The 24,673-nt window shown below is 45.9% G+C and carries 17 protein-coding genes; 5 read left to right on the top strand and 12 right to left on the bottom strand.

Features of this window, described 5'->3' with window-relative positions:
• Positions 1-33 precede the first annotated feature (33 nt).
• The 4 genes from AC438_RS13605 to miaB form a co-directional block, all read right to left on the bottom strand.
• Positions 34-1,290 (bottom strand): tyrosine-type recombinase/integrase, encoded by a 1,257-nt coding sequence (locus AC438_RS13605; protein WP_053981814.1) that lies wholly within the window; start codon positions 1,288-1,290, stop codon positions 34-36.
• A gap of 139 nt (positions 1,291-1,429) precedes the next feature.
• Positions 1,430-2,287, bottom strand: coding sequence for a PA4780 family RIO1-like protein kinase (locus tag AC438_RS13600; protein ID WP_053981813.1), 858 nt, complete (start codon positions 2,285-2,287; stop codon positions 1,430-1,432).
• Between the two features lie 63 nt (positions 2,288-2,350).
• Positions 2,351-2,617, bottom strand: a complete 267-nt coding sequence (tusA, locus tag AC438_RS13595) for a sulfurtransferase TusA (RefSeq protein ID WP_053981812.1) — start codon at positions 2,615-2,617, stop codon at positions 2,351-2,353.
• A gap of 8 nt (positions 2,618-2,625) precedes the next feature.
• On the bottom strand, positions 2,626-3,996 hold the full coding sequence (gene miaB, locus AC438_RS13590; RefSeq protein ID WP_053981827.1) for a tRNA (N6-isopentenyl adenosine(37)-C2)-methylthiotransferase MiaB: 1,371 nt from the start codon (positions 3,994-3,996) through the stop codon (positions 2,626-2,628).
• A 415-nt stretch (positions 3,997-4,411) separates the two neighbouring features.
• Between miaB and AC438_RS13585 the strand changes: the two genes are divergently transcribed.
• The 3 genes from AC438_RS13585 (at position 4,412) to AC438_RS13575 (ending at position 6,374) form a co-directional block, all read left to right on the top strand.
• A complete protein-coding gene (locus AC438_RS13585) occupies positions 4,412-4,741 on the top strand; it encodes a DUF1820 family protein (RefSeq protein ID WP_172676684.1) in 330 nt (109 codons plus the stop codon).
• 3 nt (positions 4,742-4,744) lie between these two features.
• A complete protein-coding gene (locus tag AC438_RS13580; RefSeq protein WP_053981811.1) occupies positions 4,745-5,554 on the top strand; it encodes an alpha/beta fold hydrolase in 810 nt (269 codons plus the stop codon).
• Positions 5,555-5,660: 106 nt separating this feature from the next.
• A complete protein-coding gene (locus AC438_RS13575; protein WP_202904767.1) occupies positions 5,661-6,374 on the top strand; it encodes an NUDIX hydrolase in 714 nt (237 codons plus the stop codon).
• A gap of 108 nt (positions 6,375-6,482) precedes the next feature.
• On the opposite strand, the gene AC438_RS13570 is transcribed toward AC438_RS13575, so the two are convergent.
• Positions 6,483-7,550, bottom strand: a complete 1,068-nt coding sequence (locus AC438_RS13570) for a DNA-binding protein (RefSeq protein ID WP_053981810.1) — start codon at positions 7,548-7,550, stop codon at positions 6,483-6,485.
• 500 nt (positions 7,551-8,050) lie between these two features.
• On the opposite strand from AC438_RS13570, the gene AC438_RS13565 reads away from it, so the two are divergent.
• A complete protein-coding gene (locus AC438_RS13565; protein WP_053981809.1) occupies positions 8,051-8,992 on the top strand; it encodes a site-specific integrase in 942 nt (313 codons plus the stop codon).
• A gap of 102 nt (positions 8,993-9,094) precedes the next feature.
• On the opposite strand, the gene mnmC1 is transcribed toward AC438_RS13565, so the two are convergent.
• The 6 genes from mnmC1 to xseA all read right to left on the bottom strand — a co-directional run bounded on the left by mnmC1 (position 9,095) and on the right by xseA (position 16,904).
• Positions 9,095-11,377, bottom strand: a complete 2,283-nt coding sequence (gene mnmC1, locus AC438_RS13560; protein ID WP_053981808.1) for an FAD-dependent 5-carboxymethylaminomethyl-2-thiouridine(34) oxidoreductase MnmC1 — start codon at positions 11,375-11,377, stop codon at positions 9,095-9,097.
• The gene (gene fldB / locus AC438_RS13555; RefSeq protein ID WP_053981824.1) at positions 11,370-11,900 is read right to left on the bottom strand and encodes a flavodoxin FldB; all 531 of its coding nucleotides are present in this window, start codon (positions 11,898-11,900) and stop codon (positions 11,370-11,372) included. Before fldB ends, mnmC1 begins: the two co-directional genes overlap by 8 nt.
• Entirely contained in the window at positions 11,897-12,334 is a 438-nt protein-coding gene (locus AC438_RS13550) for a flavodoxin domain-containing protein (RefSeq protein WP_053981807.1), read from the bottom strand. Before AC438_RS13550 ends, fldB begins: the two co-directional genes overlap by 4 nt.
• Positions 12,335-12,566: 232 nt before the next feature.
• Positions 12,567-13,946, bottom strand: a complete 1,380-nt coding sequence (locus AC438_RS13545; protein WP_082354171.1) for a helix-turn-helix domain-containing protein — start codon at positions 13,944-13,946, stop codon at positions 12,567-12,569.
• A gap of 503 nt (positions 13,947-14,449) precedes the next feature.
• On the bottom strand, positions 14,450-15,469 hold the full coding sequence (locus AC438_RS13540) for a GGDEF domain-containing protein (protein WP_156317085.1): 1,020 nt from the start codon (positions 15,467-15,469) through the stop codon (positions 14,450-14,452).
• Positions 15,470-15,584: 115 nt separating this feature from the next.
• Entirely contained in the window at positions 15,585-16,904 is a 1,320-nt protein-coding gene (xseA, locus tag AC438_RS13535; protein ID WP_053981804.1) for an exodeoxyribonuclease VII large subunit, read from the bottom strand.
• A gap of 112 nt (positions 16,905-17,016) precedes the next feature.
• On the opposite strand from xseA, the gene AC438_RS13530 reads away from it, so the two are divergent.
• On the top strand, positions 17,017-17,676 hold the full coding sequence (locus AC438_RS13530) for a flavin reductase family protein (protein ID WP_053981803.1): 660 nt from the start codon (positions 17,017-17,019) through the stop codon (positions 17,674-17,676).
• Positions 17,677-18,058: 382 nt separating this feature from the next.
• On the opposite strand, the gene AC438_RS13525 is transcribed toward AC438_RS13530, so the two are convergent.
• Positions 18,059-24,631 (bottom strand): Ig-like domain-containing protein, encoded by a 6,573-nt coding sequence (locus AC438_RS13525; protein WP_238376400.1) that lies wholly within the window; start codon positions 24,629-24,631, stop codon positions 18,059-18,061.
• Positions 24,632-24,673: the final 42 nt, after the last annotated feature.

The raw sequence follows: 24,673 nt of genomic DNA, 5'->3' as shown, positions 1-24,673 counted from the left end.
TAAAGGCTGTCCCTTTTTAAGGGGCAGCCTTTTTTAATGACTAAAAAAGTGCTTCTTTTTACCCGATAGATGGCGCTCGCGCAGATCGCTATCTATGTATTTATCGGTAGTCGCCATAGTGGCATGGCCGGCATCATCGCGAACATGTTCGCGTGGGCGTACTTTGACATCTTCACTAATCCCCGTGTGTCGGAGCCAGTGGACGGTCGCTGCGCGTAGATCTTCGGCATCGTTACCCATATTTTCTGCATGCATTTTGTGGAAGGCTAAGTCAAAGAGTTCTTGCACCAGAGTACGAATTTGACGGGTACTGGTAATGGCGCCTTTGCGGCCGACTTTAGAGACTAATGGGGTTGTTTCTCCTTGGCTTGGCAACGCAGGCAAGCCGCGGTAAACGCGATAGCGCTTAAGAGCATCCATGACTTCATCGGATACAGCGATCATGCGATTTTTATTGCCTTTACCGGTCACATAAAACCACCAGTTGCCATCCCTATCACGCTTGAAGTCGCCCATTACCGGTGTTGCACGCTCATCAGCGACTAACTCAGAAATACGTAAATACATGCCCATTAAGCAGCAAATAATAAACAATGAACGTTCATATTTAGCGGGGTTTTCTTCAGCAAGTTCACGCGCTAAATCAATCACATAGCTCCACTGTAAATTAGTGATTCGGCGCACGGGCGCTGCGCGCTGCTCGCGTTGCAAAAATTGGCTTTTTTGACGAATCAAGTTAACTGGGTTTGCGTCGGTCAGACCCTCTTGCGTTAAAAAATTATAAAACGACGATAGAATAGAAAAACTAGCCCGCACTGCCGATTGTGAAAGCGAATAATCGGCAGCGGTGGGGGTTTGCCCCATAGTGGTTTGTACTTTCGAAAGACTGGCTACAAAAGGCCGCCATGCTGGGTTTTTGATACGCGTTCCATTGCGTTTTAAAAATCGCGCAACATTTTTAGTGCCTATCCAAGCCTCGGGTGGCGCACGGTTGAAATCAATGTAAGCGGCAATGTGTTCACGTTTTAGGTGAATGACGCTGCGCTGTTCGATAAACCAAGCCCACTGCAAAATCCGTTCTAATTCGCGCCGGTAGGCATTAAAAGTTGCACTACTGCCCAAATAGCTGCATAAAAATTTCAGCGCGTATTCATAATCTTCAGGGGCGCCTTCAACAATGGCATCATCACCAAAAAAAGGCTGGACATTAAAAAATTTAGTCGCAAACGGGTTGGGCATAAACTCCGCTTGGTCAAAAATAGGACTGGGGGCGACTTGCTTGGCTTTCATGGTGTGTATCACTATTCAGGGTTGACCATTACCGTATATCACTATGCAGCAGGCGGTACTCTATAGCAATAGAGCTAGATAGAGATAACCTAGGAGTTGTTTATCTGCGTTATAAAAGACACCGTGAACGACACGCAATTTATTCGGGCTCGTCGGCTTCGCGAATACGCTCAAGTCGCTCTTGTTCTTCTTCAAAGGCGGCTTTAATTTCGAGGAGCACCGAGTCAACATTGGCCTCTTGCTCTTCGGTTTCAAATATGCCTGTCAGAGCAAAATCCGGGTCTAAATCACCCTCTTCAAAGAGTGCCCAAATTTCATCGGCATAGCGGGTATGGATAAGTTCGGGCGCAAACTGTGCGTAATATTCAGTAATATTCAGCACGTCGCGATCAAACATGGCACGTGCGTTGTTATTAGCGGCAGCATCAACAGCCTGAGGAAGATCAATAATCACAGGGCCGTAGTCATCGACTAAAACATTAAATTCAGATAAGTCTCCGTGCACCATACCCGCACATAACATACGCAAAATGTATTGCATCATTACCGCATGATCTTCACGCGCTTGATCGGCATTCATACTCACGTCGTTTAAACGCGGCGCCACGCTACCGTCTTCCATAGACACAAGGTCCATCAATAAAACGCCATCGTAACAACCGTAAGATTGAGGCACGCGGACACCGGCTTTAGCTAAGCGAATCAAGGCATCGGACTCGGCACTTTGCCAAGCTTCTTCTTGTTGATCGCGGCCAAATTTAGAGCCTTTTTCCATAGCGCGTTGGCGCCGGCTATTGCGGACTTTACGCCCCTCTTGATAGGTGACGGCTTTTTTAAAGCTACGTTTTGCCGCATCTTTATAGACTTTGGCCGCGCGTAAAGTGTCCCCGCAACGCACGACGTAAACAGAGGCTTCTTTTCCGCTCATTAAAGCGCTGACAACTTCGTCAATTAAGCCATCGTTGTATAAAGGTTGGAGTCTTTTGGGGATTTTCATAATGACTTATTTGCAGTACTTATCAGTGAGTTATTATTGTGTGATATAAAGTGCGCTTACGTATTAGTTTAACCGCTTTATATAAAATGTGTAGGTACTGCCAGTGGCTTCGCTGGCGGCGAGCTTATGACCTAAAAAATCACAAAATTTAGGAATATCTCGTTGTGTTGAGGGGTCAGTGGCAATCACTTTAACCACTCCCCCAATAGCCACATTCGCAATCGCACCGTGAAGCATCATGACGGGTTCAGGACAATATAAACCCTGAGTGTCTAATAGCGTGCTTTGTGCTTCTAACGCGGCGAGTTGCTGTGGGCTGGATGCGTTCATGCCTATCCTTAATCGTCTAATTCAGAACCTAATAAAATACCACGTAACGAGTTAGGCAGTGCCTGCTCAATGAGAACGTCGGCAAATTTACCGATTAATTCAGGCTGATCGCATTTAAAATTGACGACACGATTATTTTCGGTGCGACCAGATAATTCGCCAGGGTCTTTCTTAGAATAACCTGTCACTAAAACACGCTCGGTATTGCCAACCATTTTTCGGCTAATATCTTGTGCTTGCTGGACAATACGGTGTTGAAGAATTTGTAGGCGCTCTTTTTTGAGTGCTTCGGGTGTATCGTCCTCGTAGCTAGCCGCTGGCGTACCTGGGCGCGGGCTATAAATAAAGCTAAAAGAGTTATCAAAGCCAACCGCTTGAATCAAGTTCATGGTCGCTTCAAAGTCCTTTTCGGTTTCGCCAGGAAAGCCAATAATAAAATCTGAGCTAAAACTCATATTAGGACGCAAGGCCTTGATACGGCGCAATTTAGATTTGTATTCTAATGCTGTATGGCCGCGCTTCATGGCCATAAGAATGCGGTCAGAACCACTTTGTACCGGTAGATGGATATGACTAACCAGCTCTGGTACTTCCGCATAAACATTAATCAAGCTATCACTAAACTCAACAGGATGCGAGGTGGTGAAGCGAATGCGGTCAATGCCTGGGATTTTAGCAACCAAGGTAATGAGCTCGGCTAAGTCAACGATACCATCGGGACTCTCGCCACGATATGCATTGACGTTCTGCCCGAGAAGGTTGACTTCGCGAACGCCCTGAGTGGCTAAATGTGCGACTTCTTGCAAGACATCAGTGGCTGGACGACTGACTTCTTCGCCGCGAGTATACGGGACAACACAAAAAGTACAGTATTTAGAGCAGCCTTCCATGACCGAGACAAATGCACTAGCACCCTCGGCAGCAGGTTGTGGTAAGTTGTCGAACTTTTCAATTTCTGGAAAGCTAATATCAACCAGTACCGTGCCATTAGCTTGCGGCTTCTTTTCTATCATTTCAGGTAAACGATGCAACGTTTGCGGGCCGAATACCAGATCAACAAACGGTGCGCGCTCGGCAATAGCTTCACCTTCTTGGCTAGCGACACAGCCGCCGACACCAATAATGAGGTCGGGGTTGGTTTTTTTGAGGTTCTTCCAGCGACCCAGTTGATGAAAAAGCTTTTCTTGGGCTTTTTCGCGGATCGAGCATGTGTTGACTAAGAGAACATCAGCTTCTTCGGGGTTGTCTGTGGCAACCATTTCGTGTGATTCGCCTAGCAAATCACGCATACGTGATGAATCATATTCGTTCATCTGGCAACCGTGGGTTTGAATAAACAGCTTTTTGGTTGGTTTCGATGCGGTGGTTTGATCAGACATAAAATACGAACTCTTGGGGCTAGGCTTGGAAGCGGACTTCAAAGTGGGCTTATAAAAAAATGGGCTGTACATGCGTACAATAGCTTAAAGGCATTGCGGATTTTGCGTGAATCAGCGAACGCGCTCAGCACGCTTAAGCTACAAAATGGCCTCATATTATACGCGCTTTACTGACGCTTGCATCCCACGGCACAAATTAATCGCTTTTGTCGCAGCCTAGACCTTGTATTCTATAGACTCATTACCGGCTTTAGCCATCGTTTAAGCGTTGGCATTACAGCATAAGCTTGTTACTGTGCGGTTGTATTTTGTATTTCATACCCCATCTAGTGGGGCAAGATTTTTGGGTTTGAAGTGTATTCAGTATGCTGGATGTACTTCAAACCTTGTGTTATGTGCATTATTTGAGAAACTTATGGCCAGTTCGCCCATCTATAAAGTTGTTTTTTACAATCAAAATCAAGTGTTTGAAGTGTATTGTCGCGCGATTTATCAAAGCGAAATGTACGGTTTTATTGAAGTAGAAGAGTTTGTGTTTGGTGAGCGCTCGCAGCTGCTAGTGGACCCGAGCGAAGAAAAACTCAAAAACGAGTTTGCCGGTGTTAACCGCTCTTACATTCCTGCACATTCGGTCATTCGTATTGACGAAGTTGAAAGCGAGGGTGCTGTAAAAGTGATGGATATCAAGCCTGGTGAAAAGTCGAATATGGTGCAGTTTCCTATTCCCGGCCCTAGAAGTGATTAAGTTATGCCCGCTCACGATACGCCTGCTCACGATACGAATGTAGAACCACAACCGCTGTATTTCCGAAAGCAAGGGCAGGGCGAGCCCGTTGTCATCCTACATGGCTTGTTCGGCTCTATGGAAAACCTTGGCGCGCAAGCTCGTGCACTCGCCAAGCACTTTTGTGTGTACAGTATTGACCTCCCTAACCATGGCCGCTCAGCACATGGCGCCACTATGACGCTTAGCTCAATGGCCGCCCAAGTCAATGACTGGATGGAAGCGCAAGGCTTGCCCAGCGCGAGTTTTGTGGGGCATTCATTGGGGGGGAAGGTTGCCATGGAGCTGGTATTACAGCACCCTGAGAAATGCCAAAAATTAGTTGTGCTTGATATTGCACCCGTTCATTACGAACCGCACCACACGCAAGTCTTCAAGGGCTTACTCGCGCTTAACCCCGCCCAGCTGGTCTCGAGAACCGATGCTGATACCCAGCTCAAGCGGGAGGTGAGCGAGCCGGCTGTGCGCAGCTTTTTGCTGAAAAACCTCGTTAAAGAGGCACAAGGGTTTAGTTGGCGCATGAACTTACCTGTGATTTATGCTAGCTATCCTGACCTGATTACTGCCAATACACTGCCTGAGACCCCTTATGAGGGAGATGTGCTGTTTATTAAAGGCGGTAAGTCGGACTATATTTTAGAGCAGCATCGCGATGCGATTGCCGCGCGCTTCCCTAAAGCTAAGCTGCGCTTGGTCAGCGGGGTTGGGCACTGGCTGCATGCCGAGAAGCCCGAGCATGTTGCACAGCTCGTTATGCATTTTTTGCAGCACTAGGCAGCGTGGTGATCACTTGGTCTATTATATAAGTTAGTCTCTCTAACTGCATATGTGCCATTGCGATGGCGCAATCAATAATAATTAAAAGAATAAGGGTTTTTACGTGGATGACATAACCTCTCTTAGTGGCCCAGCGCCACAGATCAACAGTCTTCCAGATATCTCTATCGATTGTTTGGTCTTTGGTTTGGATAATGGCCGTCTCAATGTACTGCTTGCCCAGCATCGCGACGGAATTCGACAAGGGCAGTGGGCATTGCCTGGTGGGCATATCGGCGCACTAGAGGATTTGGATAATGCAGCCTCACGAATATTGCAAGATGTAACAGGCGCACAGGATTTGTTCTTAGAGCAGCTGCGGGCGTTTGGTCGCGCCGACCGTTTTCCTGGCGGGCGTGTCATTACCATTGCTTACTATGCGCTGGTCAAACAAGAAGAGTATAAGCTAGCGGCTGGCGGCCCAGCCTCGCAGGTTAAGTGGTGGGATATTCACGATGTGCCAGAGCTTGTGTATGACCACGGTGAAATTTTTGCACATGGCTTAAAATCATTGCGTCATAAAGTACGCCATGAGCCGATAGGGTTTAACTTATTGCCCGAAAAATTCACCTTACTGCAGCTCCAAGAACTCTATGAGTCTATTTTAGGTGTCAGCCTCGACAAGCCTAACTTTCGCCGCAAAATGATGAATATGAAGCTACTCTTTGATTGCAACGAAAAGCAGCAAAACGTTGCACACCGCGCTGCCGCTTTGTACCGCTTTGATCAATCGGTGTATTCCGCACTTGCCGAGCAAGGCTTTAGCTTTGAAGTGTAGTGGTCGATAGCTTTTGCCATACCACCATTGACCTGTGTACTCAGTTAAAAGCGTATATTGATCATCCAAACCATACATATCAGTACGCTATGCTGTGTATGACTTTTTCTACGTTGAGTTATTTGTCTTCTGAGTGTCTGCCTTTTGAGAAGTGGGGTGTGCCGATGGTGGCTGGTCTTTCTCACCTCGCTCGCTAATGAGTTGCTCGACAATTTGTGTTTTAACGGCTACTTCGGCCTCTAGCTTTGCTAAATGTATTTGTTTGTCTTCTTTCCAAGCTTGCAGTGGTGTTACGGTCTCTTTGAGCTTTTTAATCTCGATACTTTGCGTATGTGTGTGGGTACGTAGTTGGGCTAGCTGACCCTCTAGGGTTTGGCATTTTGATAACTGAGTGTCGAGTAAACTCTGCGCTTTGAGGTAGGCAGCTTCACGTTCGCGCTCTGTTTTTTGTGCTGTGACGCGCTCTGCGGCCAGTCGCCCGTTATCTTTATTGAGTTGGGTGATATCGGCTTGCTTAAGCGAAACGACTTGGTTAAGTGTACGAATTTCGGCATGGAGCTGCTGCGTATATTGCTCTTGTTGGCGCTGATCTTGCTCGCGCTGCTCTTTAACCGATTGACGGTAGTGTGCCATCGCTTCGCGGTTATGTTGGTGTTTTTCTTCTAGCGAGTGAATGTGATTTTGTTTTTCCTCTAGCATGGCTTGCAGCTTGGCGTTGCTTTGTGCCGCCTTGGCGAGGCTGGCCTTTAAGGTTTCTTCATTTTCTTTATGGTTCTCGATGTGTGTTAAGGCGCTGCGCAACGCCTCATCTTGACTGGCGGCCTGTTTGCTGGCGCGAGTAATCATGCCTTGCTGCTCTTCGATTTTGGCCATAAGCGTACTAATTTTTAAGTCGTAGTGCTTTTTATCTTCTTCTATAGCGGCTTGGGCCTCTTCTTTTAGGCGTAACGCTAGCTGCCCAACAAGCTCTTGAATGGGCTGACTCAGCCGTGCTTGGTTATCCAGTACTGTGGCGTTTTCTTCTTCGAGTTCGCGCAGATAGCGATGAATAGTTGATTTTGAACCCGTATTGCCCAGCGCCACGCGAACAGCATCTATTGATGGGTTTTGCCCTTTGCCTATCAGCGCTTCACGCGCCTGCTTAACTAGGGCTTTATTAATGCCGCCTCTTGCCATATTACCCTCTAGTGATTATTTTGTACTGTATTACATATTATGTATATACATACTATTTTATGTTTAGTTTATTTAAAAATAAAGCTTTTTATAGGATTTAATAATCAGAGTTATTTAATCCTATAGTCTTGAAAGCCAAATAGTCGTATCTAAAGTGTACAAAAAGTAGGGGCTGAGGCTTGAAAGCGCTGTTCTCTCCAAGCCCCTAAATATCCTCAAAAGCTGAGCACGCTAAAATGACACTCCAGTCAAGGTAACGAACAAAAAGGTGGGCAAGCTTGTTGGGTTACCGCCATCCCTGCTGAAAAAAATACAAGACCCAGCAAGGCTTAATATTGCCGATTAAGTACGCGGTTACGTTAAACTAGCGCTGAAAAGAGCCCTGAGTCATCTAGCTCCGAGAAGTACAACACTGAGAAGTACAACATCAATAAGCACAGCACCAATAAGCACAGCGCTAATAAATACAGGCACACCCATGGCAAATAAGGAGTTACTGTTTGGCCAATATCGATGATTACCTTCACGCGGCAACACGTGATAACACCCGTAAAAGTTACCGCGCTGCGGTTGAGCATTTTGAGGTATCCTGGGGAGGGTTTTTGCCAGCAACGGCCGATAGTGTGGCCCGCTACTTGGTGTGTTACGCCGAGCGCTTATCGGTGAATACTTTGCGACAAAAGCTGGCAGGTCTTGCCGCTTGGCATAGAGATCAAGGGTTTCCTGACCCAACCAAAGCCCCGCATGTTAGAAAAGTCCTTAAAGGGATTGCCGAGTTGCACCCTGTAACCCCGAAGCAAGCTAAGCCTATTTCACTGAATCATCTTACGCAGTTAGTGGCGGCATTAGATGGTGCGACTCAAAACCAAGAGCGCACACAAGCGCTGCAAGCTATTCGCAATAAAGCCTTATTACTCATGGGTTTTTGGCGAGCTTTTCGAAGTGACGAGCTGGCTCGTTTGTGTGTCGAGCACATTGAAGCGACAGCGGGTGAGGGGATGAAAATTTTTGTGCCTCGTAGTAAAGGCGATCATTCACGGTTAGGGCGACACTATAGTGCACCAGCGCTCAAACAACTCTGCCCCGTTGAGGCTTACCTTGATTGGGTGCATGCTGCGCATATTCATGAAGGGCCTGTTTTTCGCTCGATTAGCCGCTGGGGGCATTTGTCAGACCAGGCGCTACACCCAGTCAGTATTTTAGGCATTATTAAGCAGTGCTGTAAAAAGGCGAGTATTGATGATGCGCAGTTGTTCAGCAGCCACTCCTTACGCCGAGGATTTGCCACCTGGGCTAATGCGCAAGGCTGGGATACTAAGTCGTTGATGGAGTATGTGGGCTGGAAAGATGTGCAATCGGCTATGCGTTATATTGAAGCGGCCGACCCTTTTGCGCAGCAATTGTTAGCAAAAGCGCCAGCTCTCGAACTAGAGACTGATTAGATCAGTGGCAATCACTATAACTCGTGGGCAGGGTATCGCTGGTCGCCATGAAAGAGTCCGGGTAATCATTAAATAGCACCCTTATATATTTCGTAAATATTACTACGGTAAAGGGACTTTGTTTTGGGCTAAATCGCGGATTAAAAACCGGCTAGGGTGTAATTGCTTATACAGCGTTTGACTAATAGGCAATGCATTTCCAAGGATTACGCTGCTTAACAACTCTGCACATAGTGGTGTATATGCAAGGCCTCTTGAGCCATGCCCCACATTGACAAATAAATTGCGATGGTACTGCCCAGGACTATCGATGATCGCGTATTTGTTTTTTGTGTAACGGCTAAAGGCTTGTAACATCAAAGGAGCATTCGCAACAGGACCAACAAAAGGCAGGTAATCCCGAGTTGTGCACCTAAAACTGACGCGACCTTTTAGTGAATTAAGATGTAAATTGGCCGGTAATTGTATGAGATCGGACAGCATTTTAAGGTTGGCAGTGTTGTCTTGCGAGGTAACTTGGGGGGAGGAGTCTTTGGGTGAAAATGTGGCCCCAAATGTAATGCTGGATAAGTCACTTGGAGCCTGCTGCTCAGATGTTAGCAGTGGTGGTGCCACATGCCCATCACCACAAATACACGTTTTGATATGTAGTGTATGGCTGGTAGGTAATATCGCTTGCGTAATTTGCCCGCGAATTGGCTTTAAATGTAAATAGTGAGTTTGACTAAACTGCGTAGCGCTGTGGGCATTGGCGATCACTACGGCATCAAAAGCGTGTTCTTCATGCGCGATGTCTGTCATCACCTGCTGTTGCTCTCTACTCTTGCACAGTTCTAGCTGCCAGCCAGTATTGAACGGTTTAAGTGATTGCACCTTGGTATCACAGTGCACCTGAATGTTGGGGTGGCTTAATAACGCTTGGCACACCTTGCTCGGTTGCAGCCAACCGCCGTAAGGTGTATACAAACCTCCAAGCCCTATGCCTAAAGGGACTCCGGCCAATGTAGCCGCAGCATTGGGATCGCACCATTGCACCGTATTTTGCCTAGGGCTAAAACCCATGTTGTTAGCTAACGGCTCGGTTAAACGGTATTGCTGGGCAATCGTTTGTTGTAAAGCTTGTTGCTTAGCATTCTTGGCTAAGTGCAGAACGCCTGTGCGTGCACCAAAGCGCGCATAGTCGTTATGGTTGCTATAAAAGTGGTCGGCAAAGGGGAGTGCGGAATGATTAAAGTCGGCCAGTGTATCGCGTTGATGCGAAAAGCGAGTATAAATAACGCCTTGAGCATTACCACTGGCGCCGCTAGCAATAGCGCCTTCGTCGAATACGGTCACATCTAACCCTTGCTTGGCTAGGGCGTAGGCGGTGTGGCTACCGGCCAAGCCTGCGCCAATGACAGCAATGCGTTGCACCATGGCGGTGTGTTCTGGCGTTGGTGTAAGATGCCAGTTAGCGCTAGGAATCGTAGCGCTTTGCGCGCGTTGGCGCGAAGCTTTAGGCTGAGTTAAGCGCGCATTGGGTTCAATGATTTCGGCGGCCTCGGATGCTGTGATGCGGGGTGGACTGCGGTGATACACGGCCGTTACCATTTCTCGCTTTTTACCAAACCCTGTGGCTTTGTGTACACTAAAACCTTCATCGGCTAAGCCTTCGCGAAGGCTTTTAATGGCAGTAAAGGTTGCGAGTGTTGTGCCTTTTTTGCTGAGCTGTGCGAGTAATGCGTAAAGTGCAGGTTGCCACATAGCAGGGTTTTTAGCGGGTGAAAAGCCATCTAAAAACCACGCGTCAACTTTTTGAGCATTCGCCGAGTAATGTGCTTGCTGCAGAGCAACACAAGGCGTTGCGCCAGAACAGGGCAGTAATTGCTTTAAGCCCTCAAGGGCATCATCAAAAATAAGTGTTAATGTCACGCTACCGCTGGTACTGGTGCCATGAAAGTGTAATCGATGGACTCGCTGTGGGTGCGTATCAAGGTTTAAGGGGTATTGTGCCAAAAGTGCATCGGCTTGTGGTTTTAACTCGGGCCAGAGTACAAGCGCTTGTGCCATTTGCGCATGGCTCAGAGGGTATTTTTCGATACTGATGAAATGCAGCGATGCATGATGTGGCGCACTGTGAAGCCAAAGCTGCCAAGCAGCTAAAAAATTAAGCCCAGTCCCAAACCCTGTTTCGGCAATTGTAAATGACGTAAGGCCTTGCCTGTTAATCGACTCATCAGTCAATGACTGCCAGCGACTATGCAGTTTATTTTTTTCTAAGAAGACATAGCGGCATTCGTCCAAGCCGCTATCAGTATTAAAATAGAAGTCATCAAATTCAACTGACTTGGGTTGACCTCTATCGTCCCACGTAATAGTGGGAGGGTGTAGCGCGTCATTATTCATTTGCAGTAAAAGCTTTACGCAAAGTACTACACCACAACTCTATGCGTGCTTGAGACTGATCAAATTGCGTTTCATCGTCGAGCGCTAAACCCACGAAGTGTGTTTGATCATCAGTTAATGCTTTAGAGCCTTCAAAGCTATACCCTTCAACAGGCCAATACCCTACAAGTTTGGCGCCAGCATGCTTGAGCTTGTGATACAAAAAGCCCATCGCATCTAAAAACCACTCGGGGTAACCTTCTTGATCACCTTGCCCATAAAGTGCGACGGTTGCATGACTGAGGTCTAGTTCATCAAGCTCAGGCCACACCTCTTCCCAGTCTTCTTGTAGCTCGCCATAGTCCCACGTGGGTATGCCAAAAATGAGGTGCGAGTAAAATTGTGCAGTACTTAAAGGTTCGTCAGCAATATTAAAAATATCAACATGCTCGTCCCCTAAGACAGCACTGATTTTTTCTGCACTCATTTGTGTGTAGCATGTGGAGCTGCCGTAAAACAGGCCTATCGGCTTTCTATTATTCATAAAAGCTGCTCCCATCTTTGTAACCAATCAGCAGCTAAAACGTGAGGATCTTCACCGCTGGCGTTATCAATAACTAGTGGCTCACCAAGGCGTAACGCACCAATATCGGCCAGTGCATCGTCTAATTTTTGACCTGCCAGAGCAAAACTTGGATAGCTACTATCGCCTAGATTAATCACGCCATAACGCATGCCGGCGATAGCAGGGTAATCACATGTTAAATGCTGAAAGAGCGGAGCTATAGTCTGTGGTAAGTCACCCACGCCCGTGTTAGAGGTGCAAACCAGTAATACCTCGTCGGAATTGAGCTGGCCTTGGATAAAATTTTGGGTAACTCGAACAGTGTGACGTGGTGATAACAAGGCACTGCAATGCTCAGCAACCATAAGTGCTGTACCCATTACACTGCCGACAACAATATGTATATTGGCCATAAAAATCTTGCCATCAACTGGCGCTAAACCTTAATCATGAAAAGTAGCGCGGCATACTAAAGCTTTGTGCTGCGAAGTGAAACCTTAATGTTGCGCAAATTGATACACAGGCGTTAACGTGTCAGTAAGTGGGTAACCCTAGCCAATATTGTCACCATCGCAGTAACCACTGCCGTGGGGAGGAGTAAGCGACTCGTCAACAATGGCCTATGAGGCCACATACCGCTACGTGTTAGCTTGGTTCGCTGACTTTAGGCGGCATTTCATCGAGCACTTTTTGACGATATTCAGTCGGTGATACATTTGTAAAACGACTGAAAAAGCGGTGGAACGCTGACTTACTGTTAAAGCCCGATAGATTAATAATCTCTGAAATAGGACTATTAATATAGTGCGGGTCCACTAAAAGTGCTTGTGCTTCTTTAATCCGGTAAGAGTTCACAAACTCTGAAAAATTCATTTCATAAGTCGCGTTAATAATACGAGATACTTCTTTTGACGGCGCCCCTACTGCTCGCGAAAAGCGCTGTAAGTTAATGGTTGGGTTGATGTAAGCACGCTCTTCCTCCATTAACAATTTAATTTTAGCGAGTCGTTTTTCATCTTGTGATAGTTTAACCGGATTGCTAGCTGATATAGAAGCATCAGCTAATGGGGCATGACTATACGTTTGTTTGGATGAGGGGCTGTGCACTACAGCATGAGTCGGTGTAGGTGGTGCGATGTGTGGCTGCACAGGCTCTGCTTTTGCCTGTGAGGCATCGTGTGCTGCCGACTGCTGTGAGTCATGCACCCGTGAAGGTGCTATGGGTTGCCTCTGTAGAATCAAGTTCTCTTTTTCATCTAATTGGCACAGTGGGTTTACAATCGGGATAAGCCGTTTGATGATGGTAAACGAATACAAAAGTAAGATATTAATCAGCACAAAGGCAATAAAATCACTAGATTGACCAAAGTGACTAGCCATGCCGTTAGGTAAATACTGCCCAGCAATATGCACTGTTAAGCCTAAAAACCACTGCAAGCAAAAGCCGAATAGTAAAACCCTTAGCCATTTAGCATCTAAATATTCACCGCCGCTGTAATGAGTGTCATAAAGTGATGATAAATTGCGGATACTATAAAGCGCTATTGCACCATAGATCACAGGGCTCAAACGTACACATGTCCACCAAAAAAAGGTGCCCCAATTGTTAATATGCGCTTCGATAGGAGTTGTGAGCTTTTGAGTATTAAGCGCAAAAGCAATAGCGACTAAAAAACTAAACGCAATGGGGAGCGTGTGCCAAATATGGTGCTTTTTAAATGTGTAATGTTCAGATGATATTGTTTTGATATAGAACAGCAAAAGTGGGCCCTTTGTCATCAGTGCCAATGTCGTTAATGCAATAGTCAGAGGAGAGAGTACTTGTAGCTCTTCACGCAACCCTGTATTCCAAATGAGTAGCATACAGAGAGAATCAATGGCGATTGCCAAAAAGAAAAAAGCAAGCAATCGCCTAGATAAAACGGACGGTGTTGGGATCGCTTTAACTAGAAGTGCAATTAAAAAGCATTCTATGACTGTTGCTATTAGAGGTATATCAAAGAGTTGGAAATGAATTGCAGACATAGGCGCTTCGATCTTCTAGTAAAACATGCTTATCTATAACAATTTAAACGAGCATATAAGTGTTCAATAAGATAGCTGTATAAGAGCTATTGATTCTCTATAAGCCAATATCGACTTGAGTGGCGCTCATTTTAGAGTAGGGGAGCTGTAAACTTAACGCCTTAATGTCCCACATTGAATCATTTAAGCTCCCACATCTGGTATTTATAACTTTAGGCTTGGATTTGGGAGAAATCAAAATACATTTTGTTACTGATTTATTGCTAAAGCGAACCGAAAAAAGCGTTATTAAAAGGTGTTATTTTGGTTAAAAATACACAATTTTTTAGATTTTAGTGATAAGTACTCTTTTATATGCGAAAAAGACAGGTGAATAGTGGGCCTTATTTTTATGCCGAAATAGCTCATAATTGATGAGCTATTGGCTCAATATCGACTAACGGAAGTTGAGCACTAAAAAAGAATACCTCAGGGTGGCAATACCTAGGATTACTCATTGCCAATTAGTAAGGCCCCTTGTAAACCACCTGATTTCTACCGTTATTTTTGGCTTCATATAAGCCTTCATCTGCACGCTTCAAGCATGACTCTAAACTGTCTTTGGCAGTAATATGTGTAACTCCCATAGATACCGTCACTTGTTTATGGGCGATAAGCTGGCTATGAGCTAAGACTTTACGCAATCGATTCATACTGTCTTTAACAGGCGTTTCTTCTATGTTGGTAATAATTAGGCAAAACTCTTCACCACCGACCCTAAATAACCGATCTTGGGGTCTAATATTGTTTTTAATCACTTCGGTCATGGCCATGAGCACATTGTCGCCACTTTCATGACCATAGTTATCATTAATGGATTTAAAATAATCAATATCGAGTAAGGCAACGGCTATGCGATATTTCAGTCGTCTGACGTTAGCTAGAGCGATTGCAAACTCTTCATTAAATGCTCTACGGTTACCGATATTAGTAAGTACATCGGTTCTCGCAATTTCTACTAATGCTTGACGTTGATACTCATTACGTTTGGCAAAAATATACGAAAATAATGCTGTTGCGCCTAATGTTATGCTGAAGGTTGTGACGTGAACAATGGACGGGAATGTACTTGGGTGTGTGATAACTGCGCAAAAGCCAAAACAGCTCAGTAGGGCAGCATGGCGAGGAGGTACCAAGGAGAACGAAAACAATACCATTGCATAGAGCCAGTACGGTGACACCTCATTATTATTAAAAGTCGTTAATACAAACCCGCAGCTAATGCTCGTAGCCATTATCATCGCTGCAGCTTGGCTGTTTCGGGTTAGCCAGCCATAAGAGGCGATGCCTATCGTTGCAATCACCATACACAAGTCAAGGAAAAATATAATCCACTGGCCCTCTAAAGCCCTAAAAACCACAAATGGTGACAAGGTAAGCGTAACAAAAACACCCAAAATACACACAACAGATAAGTGAAAGTCAGCTCTTAATCGTCCTCTTATGAGTGTCAGTATTCGATGCTTTTGAGGGGTGTGAGGCACGCTTAACTCTCTAAACTGTTGATGAAATAATAGGCAGTTACCAAAGTATAGACGTACCGAGTCAATAAAGATTTAGTATTATCACCGCGTGAATATTGTTAGAGTATAAATATTGCTATAGCGTGAGAGTTTCGAGTATGCCATCTTGCAAAGTGATACGCAGTTGAGTGTTTGGCTGAACATTCTCGACCGAGCTAATAACGCAGCCTTGTGCATTGCGCGCAATCGCATATCCGCGATGCAGCGTATTCAGTGGGCTAACAGCGTTTAATAGCGCTACCTGATTCATGTAGCGCTGGCGCCGGCGGTCGAGCAGGGCACAGATGGCTTTTTGTAATCGCTGAAGTAGCTGCTTCTTTTTTTGTTTAATCTGCTGCAAATGTTGCTTAGGGTTATTGCTATTGAGCTGCTGAAGCTGGGCATTAAAGGCTGTACGCTTTGATGTTATAGCCATGTGGATAGTTTTGTGTAGCCGCAATTCGTAAAAATCTAAGCGTTGCTGATGGTTCCGCAAGGCTTGCTGTGGGTTGTGAAGAGCAATAGAGGCCAAGTCTAAGCGTCGCTTATTATCGACAATAGATGTGTTGATCTGCTTATATAGCTGTCGTTTCTTCTCTATTAAAGTGGTGCGCAGGGCTTGAATATCGGGCACTGCTGCTTCGGCGGCAGCCGAAGGAGTAGGGGCGCGTACATCAGCGACAAAATCAGCGAGAGTAAAGTCTACCTCATGACCCACAGCGCTAATAATCGGAATTAAACTAGCATAAATGCTGCGCACAAGCTGTTCGTTATTAAAGGCCCATAAATCTTCTAGACTACCGCCACCTCGACCTAGAATAATAACATCACATTGTAACTGCTTATTGGCTAGGCCCAGTGCTTTGATTAGGCTTTGAGGGGCCTCGGTACCTTGTACTTGTGCTGGGTAAATAATGACATTGGCCAGTGGATAGCGTCGTTTAAGCACCGATAAAATATCATGCACTGCGGCACCAGTAGGGCTGCTAATCACACCTATCGTTTTTGGCATTGGCGGAAGAGGGCGCTTGGTTTGCTCCGCAAATAGCCCTTCGGCCATTAAGGTATTTTTAAGCGCCTCATACTGCTGGTGCAAATCACCTAACCCGGCTTTTTGTAAATTATTAACAATTAACTGATAATCGCCGCGCCCCTCATAAAGGCTCACATTGGCCTGCAAAAGAACTTGATCGCCGGCTTGAATGGGCGATCGAATGCCGATATTCTTATTCCGAAACATTGCGCAACGCACCTGAGCACGCGCATCTTTCAGTGTAAAATACCAGTGCCCAGAGCTAGGTTGCGCTAAATTAGTGAGCTCGCCCTGAACCCAAACACTGGGCAGGCTTTGCTCTAACGCACGCTTAGCACTTTGGTTTAGTTGACTCACCGATAAGATGTTTTTTGTTTTACTCACTGTAATTCACAAGCTCTAACCGTTATTAAGCCAGTATCTTAACTTAATACCACCTGCTTTTTAGCCACAAATACTGTTTATTTACTCACAAAACGTCGAACAGGGTTATTCAATGATTATTGACTTCACTAAACTCACGTCTGCACAACGATACTTCGCTATGGTGCAATGCATTGTACCTAGGCCTATAGCGTGGGTATTAACACCGAACGGAGACCTAGAAAGCGGCGAACCATATAATTACAATTTAGCGCCTTACTCTTTTTTTACCGGTATCTGCAGTAGCCCACCATTGATTATGCTGTCGGCAGGCAAAAAACCTTCGGGGAAGGATGCAGGTGAAACCAAAGATACTGCCAAAAACATACTCCGACATAAGCATTTTGTAGTCCATATTGCCAGCACAAATCAAGTGGATGATCTCAATGCAAGCGCGCAAACATTGGACTATGGGCAGTCGGAAATCGATAAGCAAGCACTCATGTTAGCTGAATTTCCAGGTTTTAATTTACCTAGGCTACAAAATTGCAAAGTGGCCATGGCGTGTAGGTTATATAGCTCACACGAGATTGGAGATGCACCACAAACGATTGTATATGGTGAAATAAAGCAGCTGTACATCGACGACACAATAACCAATAGTGAAGAGTACTTAAATAACCCTGATAGTCGCCTAATCATAGATCCCGAAGCCTTAGATCCCTTAGCACGACTCGGCGGCAACGCTTACAGTCAAATAGGCGCTAAGTTCGACGTTAAAAGACCGACATAACATATAAGTGGTTATAAGCTTAAACCTCCTTAATCTTAACAACCCCTTACTTCCGGTAATCACAATTACCGGAAGTAAGGGGTGAATCTAGGTGCACTCTTTCTTTATTTAATAAGACTGATTTTTTATTTTACTTTATCTCTAGTTGTGCGGACTCTGTTGAGAAACATCACACTGTCAAGGTTCTGTAGTTACTTTCCATACTTGAGATACGTCTTACTGAGCGGTAAAGCGTATCCCAATAACATAAGTATGCGATATAGCCCTTGTGGTTTATGCCTAAATACTGGAGGGCTAAATGTAGAACGCATTAAAGCCTAGGCAGCTGCGAGCTGTGTAAATGCAGCATCCATGCTGGGCCTCGCCATATTAAATCGTCGCTTTAAAAGGATATCGATTTGCATTGTTGTTTGTGTTGCTGAATTTTAATGACCGATTGCATGAGTAGTAAGCACAGCAGTAACCATAGACTCCATAAGCCCCAAGCCCCACCACCACGCAAGCCGGTTTCTATTTCACCTTTGTCGACTGCAACAGGGGCAACGGCGGGCGGCTCTTCGGCGACAGGTAATATTATTGGTAGTCCTATCGCTATTGGATCTTTGATCAAGCCATTGACATCCCCTTGGCCATCCTCATTCGCACCATCGTTATTTTCTCCGTCGTTTAATCCCCCGTCAATGATTGTAAGCTGTAAGCACTCATGGCCAGGGTTTAAACCTGTACGATAGGCATTACTCCCTGCGATAGGACAAACCCCCTCTTTGCCATCTTCCCACGTTGATGTTGCATAGTTATCGGTTTCACTGATCGTAAAATCTTGCCAGCCCGTTAACGGTGCATATTTGCGCAATACCGCACCCGTTGGAATGGTCGTATTCAGTGGAATAATAATGCGTGCACTAGCACCCACGTAAGGGAGGTTAATCACTTCATAATCGTAGATGTGTTGATAGCTATATTCAGTATCTTGTGGCGATACCGCACTGTAACCGCGATCAACTAATTGCTCTACAGCATGATTAAGCTCCGTTTGTGTTAACACAATGCCTTGTGCACGGTTTGCTTGCGCTAATTGCCCTGCCCTTAATCGCACGGCTTTATCGCTAAAAAGCCTACCCTCAACGCTGACGGGGCTATCGGCATTTAAGTAACGCCCACTCTTTGTTTGCACGGTAGTCAAATATCCCATATCAGCACTGTGATCATCGGCAATATCGGGATGTCTATCGGCATCACTATCACGCAAGGCCTGTGTCGTGACAACCTCAATAATTTGTTCGGTAATCGATTCATGTTGCGCCAGTGTGATACTTAATGTCACAGTGTAAAGCCCCGGTGCTAGCGCGCTAGGATCTAACATGAGTACTGCCGCATTATGAGTGCCTGTGATAGCTGCATTTAAAGAGGTATCGCGACTACTCCAAGAGTACAGCGGTACCGTATCTGGATCGCGAGGGTCGCCAAACACATGGTAGTTACCAATACGACCTACCAAGCTAACTGCTCCGTTATCGGCGGCTATGTTGATCACCTCATCACCGGCTTGTGCTATGTCAATCCAAATGACAGGCTTGACTGAGCGCCCTTCATAGCGATTAGCACTGAGTAGATAGCTCTTTGCGGCATCAAATAGCGCTTCGGTAGTATCACTTGAAAGTAAATCGGTACCGATCACTTGCTCGAGTAAGTCATTAAAACCGTCATTATCGCTATCGCTACTCCCATCACCATCTATATCCGTGTTTTCTACCCAGTCAGGTATCCCGTCACCATCACGATCATCTTCGGCACCATTAAGCGGATCACCACCGTAACGGACTTCAATCACATCAGGATAACCATCGCGATCAAAGTCGGCTTGGTCAGGGTCGACCATACCGCTGATAGGATTCACAGGTTGTGAGGGTAATTGCACTTGAATACTCTCAAGGTATTGCTCCGCAACATCTGGCACACCGTTTTGATCAGCATCGACGCGTGAGCGTGCCTCAACGTTGTTATCAGAACCTTCTAACGAATCAGCAATACCATTGTCATTGTTGTCGAGTAACTCAGCACCATCACTGCCGACTTTTCCGTCACCATCAGGGTCTATAAGCTGCGCTAACTCACTACCGGCAGCCTCAATTAAATCGCTGATACCATCGCCGTCACTATCCAGCGAGCGCGTATCAGGAATATTATCAAAGTCCCTATCGATAAACTCTGCACGCTCACCGCCCACAAAAGGATCGGCTAAATCACCTAATCCATTACCGTTATTATCGGCAAATGAACCCGTACCCACCCTACCGTCTCCATCAGGATCCAATAGGGACAAGCCTGACTCACTCAGGTCAGTGAGCCCGTCGCCATCAGAGTCTAAATCAAGCAGATCAGGACGACCATCGCCGTCGGTATCCATCGCTAATAAAGGCAGCTGTCCTAAAGCATTATCAACAGTATCAACGACACCGTTACCGTTAATATCTTCGCCATCAATACGTCCATCGCCATCAAAATCGCGATCAAAACCACCCACCTCATCGAGATCGGGCACGCCATCGTTATCGCTGTCAATATCAAGTACATTGGGTATTGCGTCACCATCGCTATCGATGCTGTTGGCGGTATCAATAATGCCGTTTGCATCGAGATCTGCGCGTATGCTGCCATTAATATCCGCATCGACGGCATCATTGATGCCGTCTGTATCTACATCTATTTTACCATCATCTAATAGGCCGTCATTATTGGCATCCGCATCAAAGCGATCGGCAATGCCATCGCCATCACTGTCTTTACTAATAATGACCGCATTCTCATTAAGATCAGTAATACCATCATTATCAGAATCACCGTCTCGGTGATTGGGAACACCATCACTATCGCTATCAATAATTTGGCCCCCACTCGATTCTTCACTGTCTAATAAATGGTCATTATCGCTATCGAGATCAAGGTAATCGGGCTCATTATCGCCATCACTATTGCGCGGCGCTGCAGGGTTATCACCAGCTTCTAGAGCATCACTTAAAGAGTCGTTATCACTGTCTAGGTCCCGATAATTTGAGAGGCCGTCGCCATCAGTATCCACATCGCCTTCAATATTATCGGGCAAACCATCATTATCACTATCGAGATCTTGAAAGTCTGACACGCCATCGCCATCGGTATCGGTTACCTCATAGTGATCATCAATACCATTGCTATTGTCATCGTCACCCAGGGTTAAGGCAACATCAAGACTATCAATCAAACCGTTGCCGTCACTATCAACCGTTGGTTCTACGTAAGCAATTTGATTTTCTTGTTGATCTGTAATGCCATCGTTATCGGAGTCTAAATCTAAATAGTCGGGTAAGTCATCACCATCGGTATTTAGCGGCTCAAAGCGATCATCGACACCATCCTCGTTCTTATCGACACCGCCGGTTATAGCAGCGTCAATCGCATCATCCAAGCCATTAGCGTTAGTATCCACTCCTAAAGGGGCAGGTACATTTAAGCTTTCGAGTGTATCCAGAATGCCATCGCCATCGCTATCCACATCAACAAAATCAGCTAAACCGTCGTTGTCGCTATCTGGTGGTAGTAGAGGGCTGCCATGCGCTTCGAGAGTGTCAGCTAAGCGATCGCCGTCGCTATCTCTATCACGGAAGTCATAGTCACCGTCGCCATCGGTATCTACTGGTTGATTAGCGATATCCCCGACTTCAATAACATCAGGAATTTCATCATTATCACTATCAAGGTCTAGGTAATCAGGCACTGTATCGCCGTCGCTATCTAACGGTAAAATAAGGTCAGCAAGGCCGTCACCATCACTGTCTACAGCGAGCAAAATTTCAGCATCAAAGGCATCATCGATGCCGTTATTATTGCTATCTGTGGCCACAATACCTGCTTCAATGCCGTCAGGAATGCCGTCGTTATCGCTATCAGGATCGAGGTAGTTGGCTATGCCATCACCATCGCTATCACCTTGACCATCAAGTAGGTTGGGCAAACCATCACCATCCGCATCTGCAGCAGGGTCAAAGGTTGAGTGGCTAATATCACGACGCGCAGGTACCGCCGCATCACCCGCTCTATTAGCAACGTTAGCAACCACGGTTTCGATTGCTGCAAGCGCTTGTGCATCAGCCGCTGGTAGCGTGATAGCCCAAGTTCCCTCGGTCACGACTCCTGAGTACGTTTTATCATTAATCACCAATTGTACTGTTTGGTTAGATTCTACATTTGCTGTGCTGCCGGTTATTATCACATCAGCATTATCTTCGATAGCACTAATAGTATCGTCGCCAGCAATCACATCAAGACTAATACTCGGTAAAATAACAGTATGTTGAATATCACGAGTTGCTTGCGGAGCCGCATCTTGTGCAATATTTGTGACATCGGCAACGACTGTTTCACGCATATCTAGCCTTTGAGCATCGCTCGCTGGCATAACTATTGACCAACGACCCTCACTCACCGTAGTGGTGTAGGTGACATCATTAATACCCACGGTAACCGTTTGGCCAGCTTCTACGTTATTGGTTGTTCCTGTAATGGTGACGGGGCTATCATCTTCGAGGGCATTCACAATGTCATCGCCCGAAATCGTATCTATGCCAATTAAAGGGGTCGATACAGTATGTGAGACGTTACGACGCGCGGACTCAGCCGTATCACCAGCAAGGTTAGAGACATCTGCGGTAACGACTTCAGTAATACCTAAAGCTTGAGCATCTTCGGCAGGTAATGTGACTGACCAAGCTTGATCAGTGACAATACCCGTATAGGTTTTCCCGTTGAGTGATACTGTTACAGCTTGGCCATCTTCAACGTTAGTGGTTGTACCAGTAATCATCAGATGGGCATCGTCTTCAAGCGCGTTAATAATGTCATCGCCTGCAATTGTATTAATACTAATCTGTACAGCGCTGTAGGATGAAGCGGCTTGAACGGCTGCTGTATTTTCAAGATGACCAGCATCTTGTGCGACACCACCGGCTATATCCAGGGTAATACTGCCTGACCCCACAGCCATTAAATCTTCGTCTGGGGTGACATCCACCGTATAAGTTGTTCCGTTAATGGCAGTAAAGTTAGTCAGGCTCGCATTAGTAGCAGCAATATCATCTACAGCAAAGCCTGTCACCGCTTCACTAAATTGCAGTGTGGCGGTAAATGTGCCAGTAGTGGTAATAGGCACATTTTCAATACTCACTTGTGGCGCAATAGCATTATCGTAAAGACTGAGCGCTTGGCGTGCCGCGAGGTTATCGCTATCTCCAGCATCTTGCGCAACAGCGGCGGTAATATCTAATGTGATAGTGCCGGTTCCTGCTGCTACTAAAGATGCATTCGGCTCAACATCTACGATATAGGTATCGCCATCCACCGCGATAAAATTAGACAAATTGGCATTGATCGCCGTGATATCACTTAGCTCAAACCCAGTGACTGCTTCACTAAATTGTACCGTCGCTGCAAATGGTCGTGTTGTTGTTGCTGGCACATCTTGAATCACGACCTCTGGGGCTTTCGCATTATCATAAACACTAGCCACTGGTTGAGCCGCTGAATTGGCGCTGTTGCCAGCATCTTGTGCAACGGCGCTGTCTACATTCAAGATAATATTACCAGTACCTGTTGCCACTAGACTTTCATGCGGCGTAACAAGCACGGTATAGGTATCGCCATCAACAGCGATAAAATCTGAAAGCTCAGCATTCGTCGCCGTAACATCGCTTAAACTAAAGCCTGCCACATTTTCACTAAATTGTAATGTGGCGGTAAAAGCGCCTGTAATAGTAGCAGGCACATCGGCAATAGTGACACTCGGCATCATGGCATTATCATATACGCTGAGCGCTTGTAGGGCTGCAATATTGCTATTGGCGCTAGCATCTTGTGCTGCACCATTGGCAATATCTAATGTGATTGTGCCACTACCAGCTAATACTAAAGCGGCATTTGGCGCAACTGTGACGGCGTAGGTATGACTATTGAGTACCGTAAAATCTGTTAGCTCAGCATGATTCGCTAAAATATCCTCTACGGTAAACCCTGTGACTGACTCGCTAAATTGCAAGGTTGCAGTGAACGCGCCCGTTGTTGAAGCCGGTACGTTTTGGATCATCACTGTAGGGATATCATCTTCGCGATAATCAATATCACCGGTATTATTGTGATTAGGCAGTGCATTTGGAGTATTAATAGTGCCATTCACATCGTTATAATCATCCATAGTTTCTATGGCCTGATCCCATCCGTTCATACCAACAACGCCCGCTAAAATAAGCCCTGCCTCCTGTGTGTCACTCAACGTATCATTGTCACTATCACGATCAAGGTAATCAGGTAAACCGTCGTTATCACTGTTCACAACCAATAGCCCATCGCTATAACTCAGGTCATAACCCTGATCATCATAGGTATTAGAGGGCGCAATATAGCTGGTTGTAGTTTGCGCTTCGGTGTTATCTGGCAAGCCATCAGCATCACTGTCTAAGTCACGGAAATCTAAAATATTGTCGTTATCGGTATCACCATTGTTTTGAGCATAGGTATTTTCAATCTGATCACTAATACCATCATTATCTGCATCAAAATCGCGATAATCGGGGACGCGATCGCTATCAGTATCTACTGGCAAATGACTAATCACATTCGAATCGCTACCTGACTGCACGGCATCAACAATACCATCCAAGCCTACGGCATTAATGCTATCGAGCTTGCCGTCGTTATCGGTATCTAACGCGATAAAAACGAGACTGCCACTTTCCATTAAATCGCTAATAGCGTCGTTATCACTGTCCAAATCCAAGTAATCGGGCAGTAAATCACCGTCGGTATCAGTAGCGCTGTCGAGTGCTACTGCACTTAAGCTGTCGTCACTTTCGAGTGCGGCCACAAAGCCATTGGCGCCATAAGCTGTTGCAGCATCGGTACCACCGGCTTCGGTAATACTAATCACACCATCAGCATTGCTGTCTAAGCTAGCTACTCCCACTGCAAT

The sequence above is a fragment of the Marinagarivorans algicola genome, assembly GCF_001292705.1.
Classification (GTDB): Bacteria; Pseudomonadota; Gammaproteobacteria; order Pseudomonadales; family Cellvibrionaceae; genus Marinagarivorans; species Marinagarivorans algicola.
This window is presented reverse-complemented; position numbering and strand designations above follow the sequence as displayed.

What these genes read in the sequence shown, in the direction of transcription:
- AC438_RS13605 (WP_053981814.1), bottom strand. Translation starts at nt 1,290, where the DNA reads ATGAAAGCCAAGCAAGTCGCCCCCAGTCCTATTTTTGACCAAGCGGAG.
- AC438_RS13600 (WP_053981813.1), bottom strand. Translation starts at nt 2,287, where the DNA reads ATGAAAATCCCCAAAAGACTCCAACCTTTATACAACGATGGCTTAATT.
- tusA (WP_053981812.1), bottom strand. Translation starts at nt 2,617, where the DNA reads ATGAACGCATCCAGCCCACAGCAACTCGCCGCGTTAGAAGCACAAAGC.
- miaB (WP_053981827.1), bottom strand. Translation starts at nt 3,996, where the DNA reads ATGTCTGATCAAACCACCGCATCGAAACCAACCAAAAAGCTGTTTATT.
- AC438_RS13585 (WP_172676684.1), top strand. Translation starts at nt 4,412, where the DNA reads ATGGCCAGTTCGCCCATCTATAAAGTTGTTTTTTACAATCAAAATCAA.
- AC438_RS13580 (WP_053981811.1), top strand. Translation starts at nt 4,745, where the DNA reads ATGCCCGCTCACGATACGCCTGCTCACGATACGAATGTAGAACCACAA.
- AC438_RS13570 (WP_053981810.1), bottom strand. Translation starts at nt 7,550, where the DNA reads ATGGCAAGAGGCGGCATTAATAAAGCCCTAGTTAAGCAGGCGCGTGAA.
- mnmC1 (WP_053981808.1), bottom strand. Translation starts at nt 11,377, where the DNA reads ATGAATAATGACGCGCTACACCCTCCCACTATTACGTGGGACGATAGA.
- fldB (WP_053981824.1), bottom strand. Translation starts at nt 11,900, where the DNA reads ATGAATAATAGAAAGCCGATAGGCCTGTTTTACGGCAGCTCCACATGC.
- AC438_RS13550 (WP_053981807.1), bottom strand. Translation starts at nt 12,334, where the DNA reads ATGGCCAATATACATATTGTTGTCGGCAGTGTAATGGGTACAGCACTT.
- AC438_RS13545 (WP_082354171.1), bottom strand. Translation starts at nt 13,946, where the DNA reads ATGTCTGCAATTCATTTCCAACTCTTTGATATACCTCTAATAGCAACA.
- AC438_RS13530 (WP_053981803.1), top strand. Translation starts at nt 17,017, where the DNA reads ATGATTATTGACTTCACTAAACTCACGTCTGCACAACGATACTTCGCT.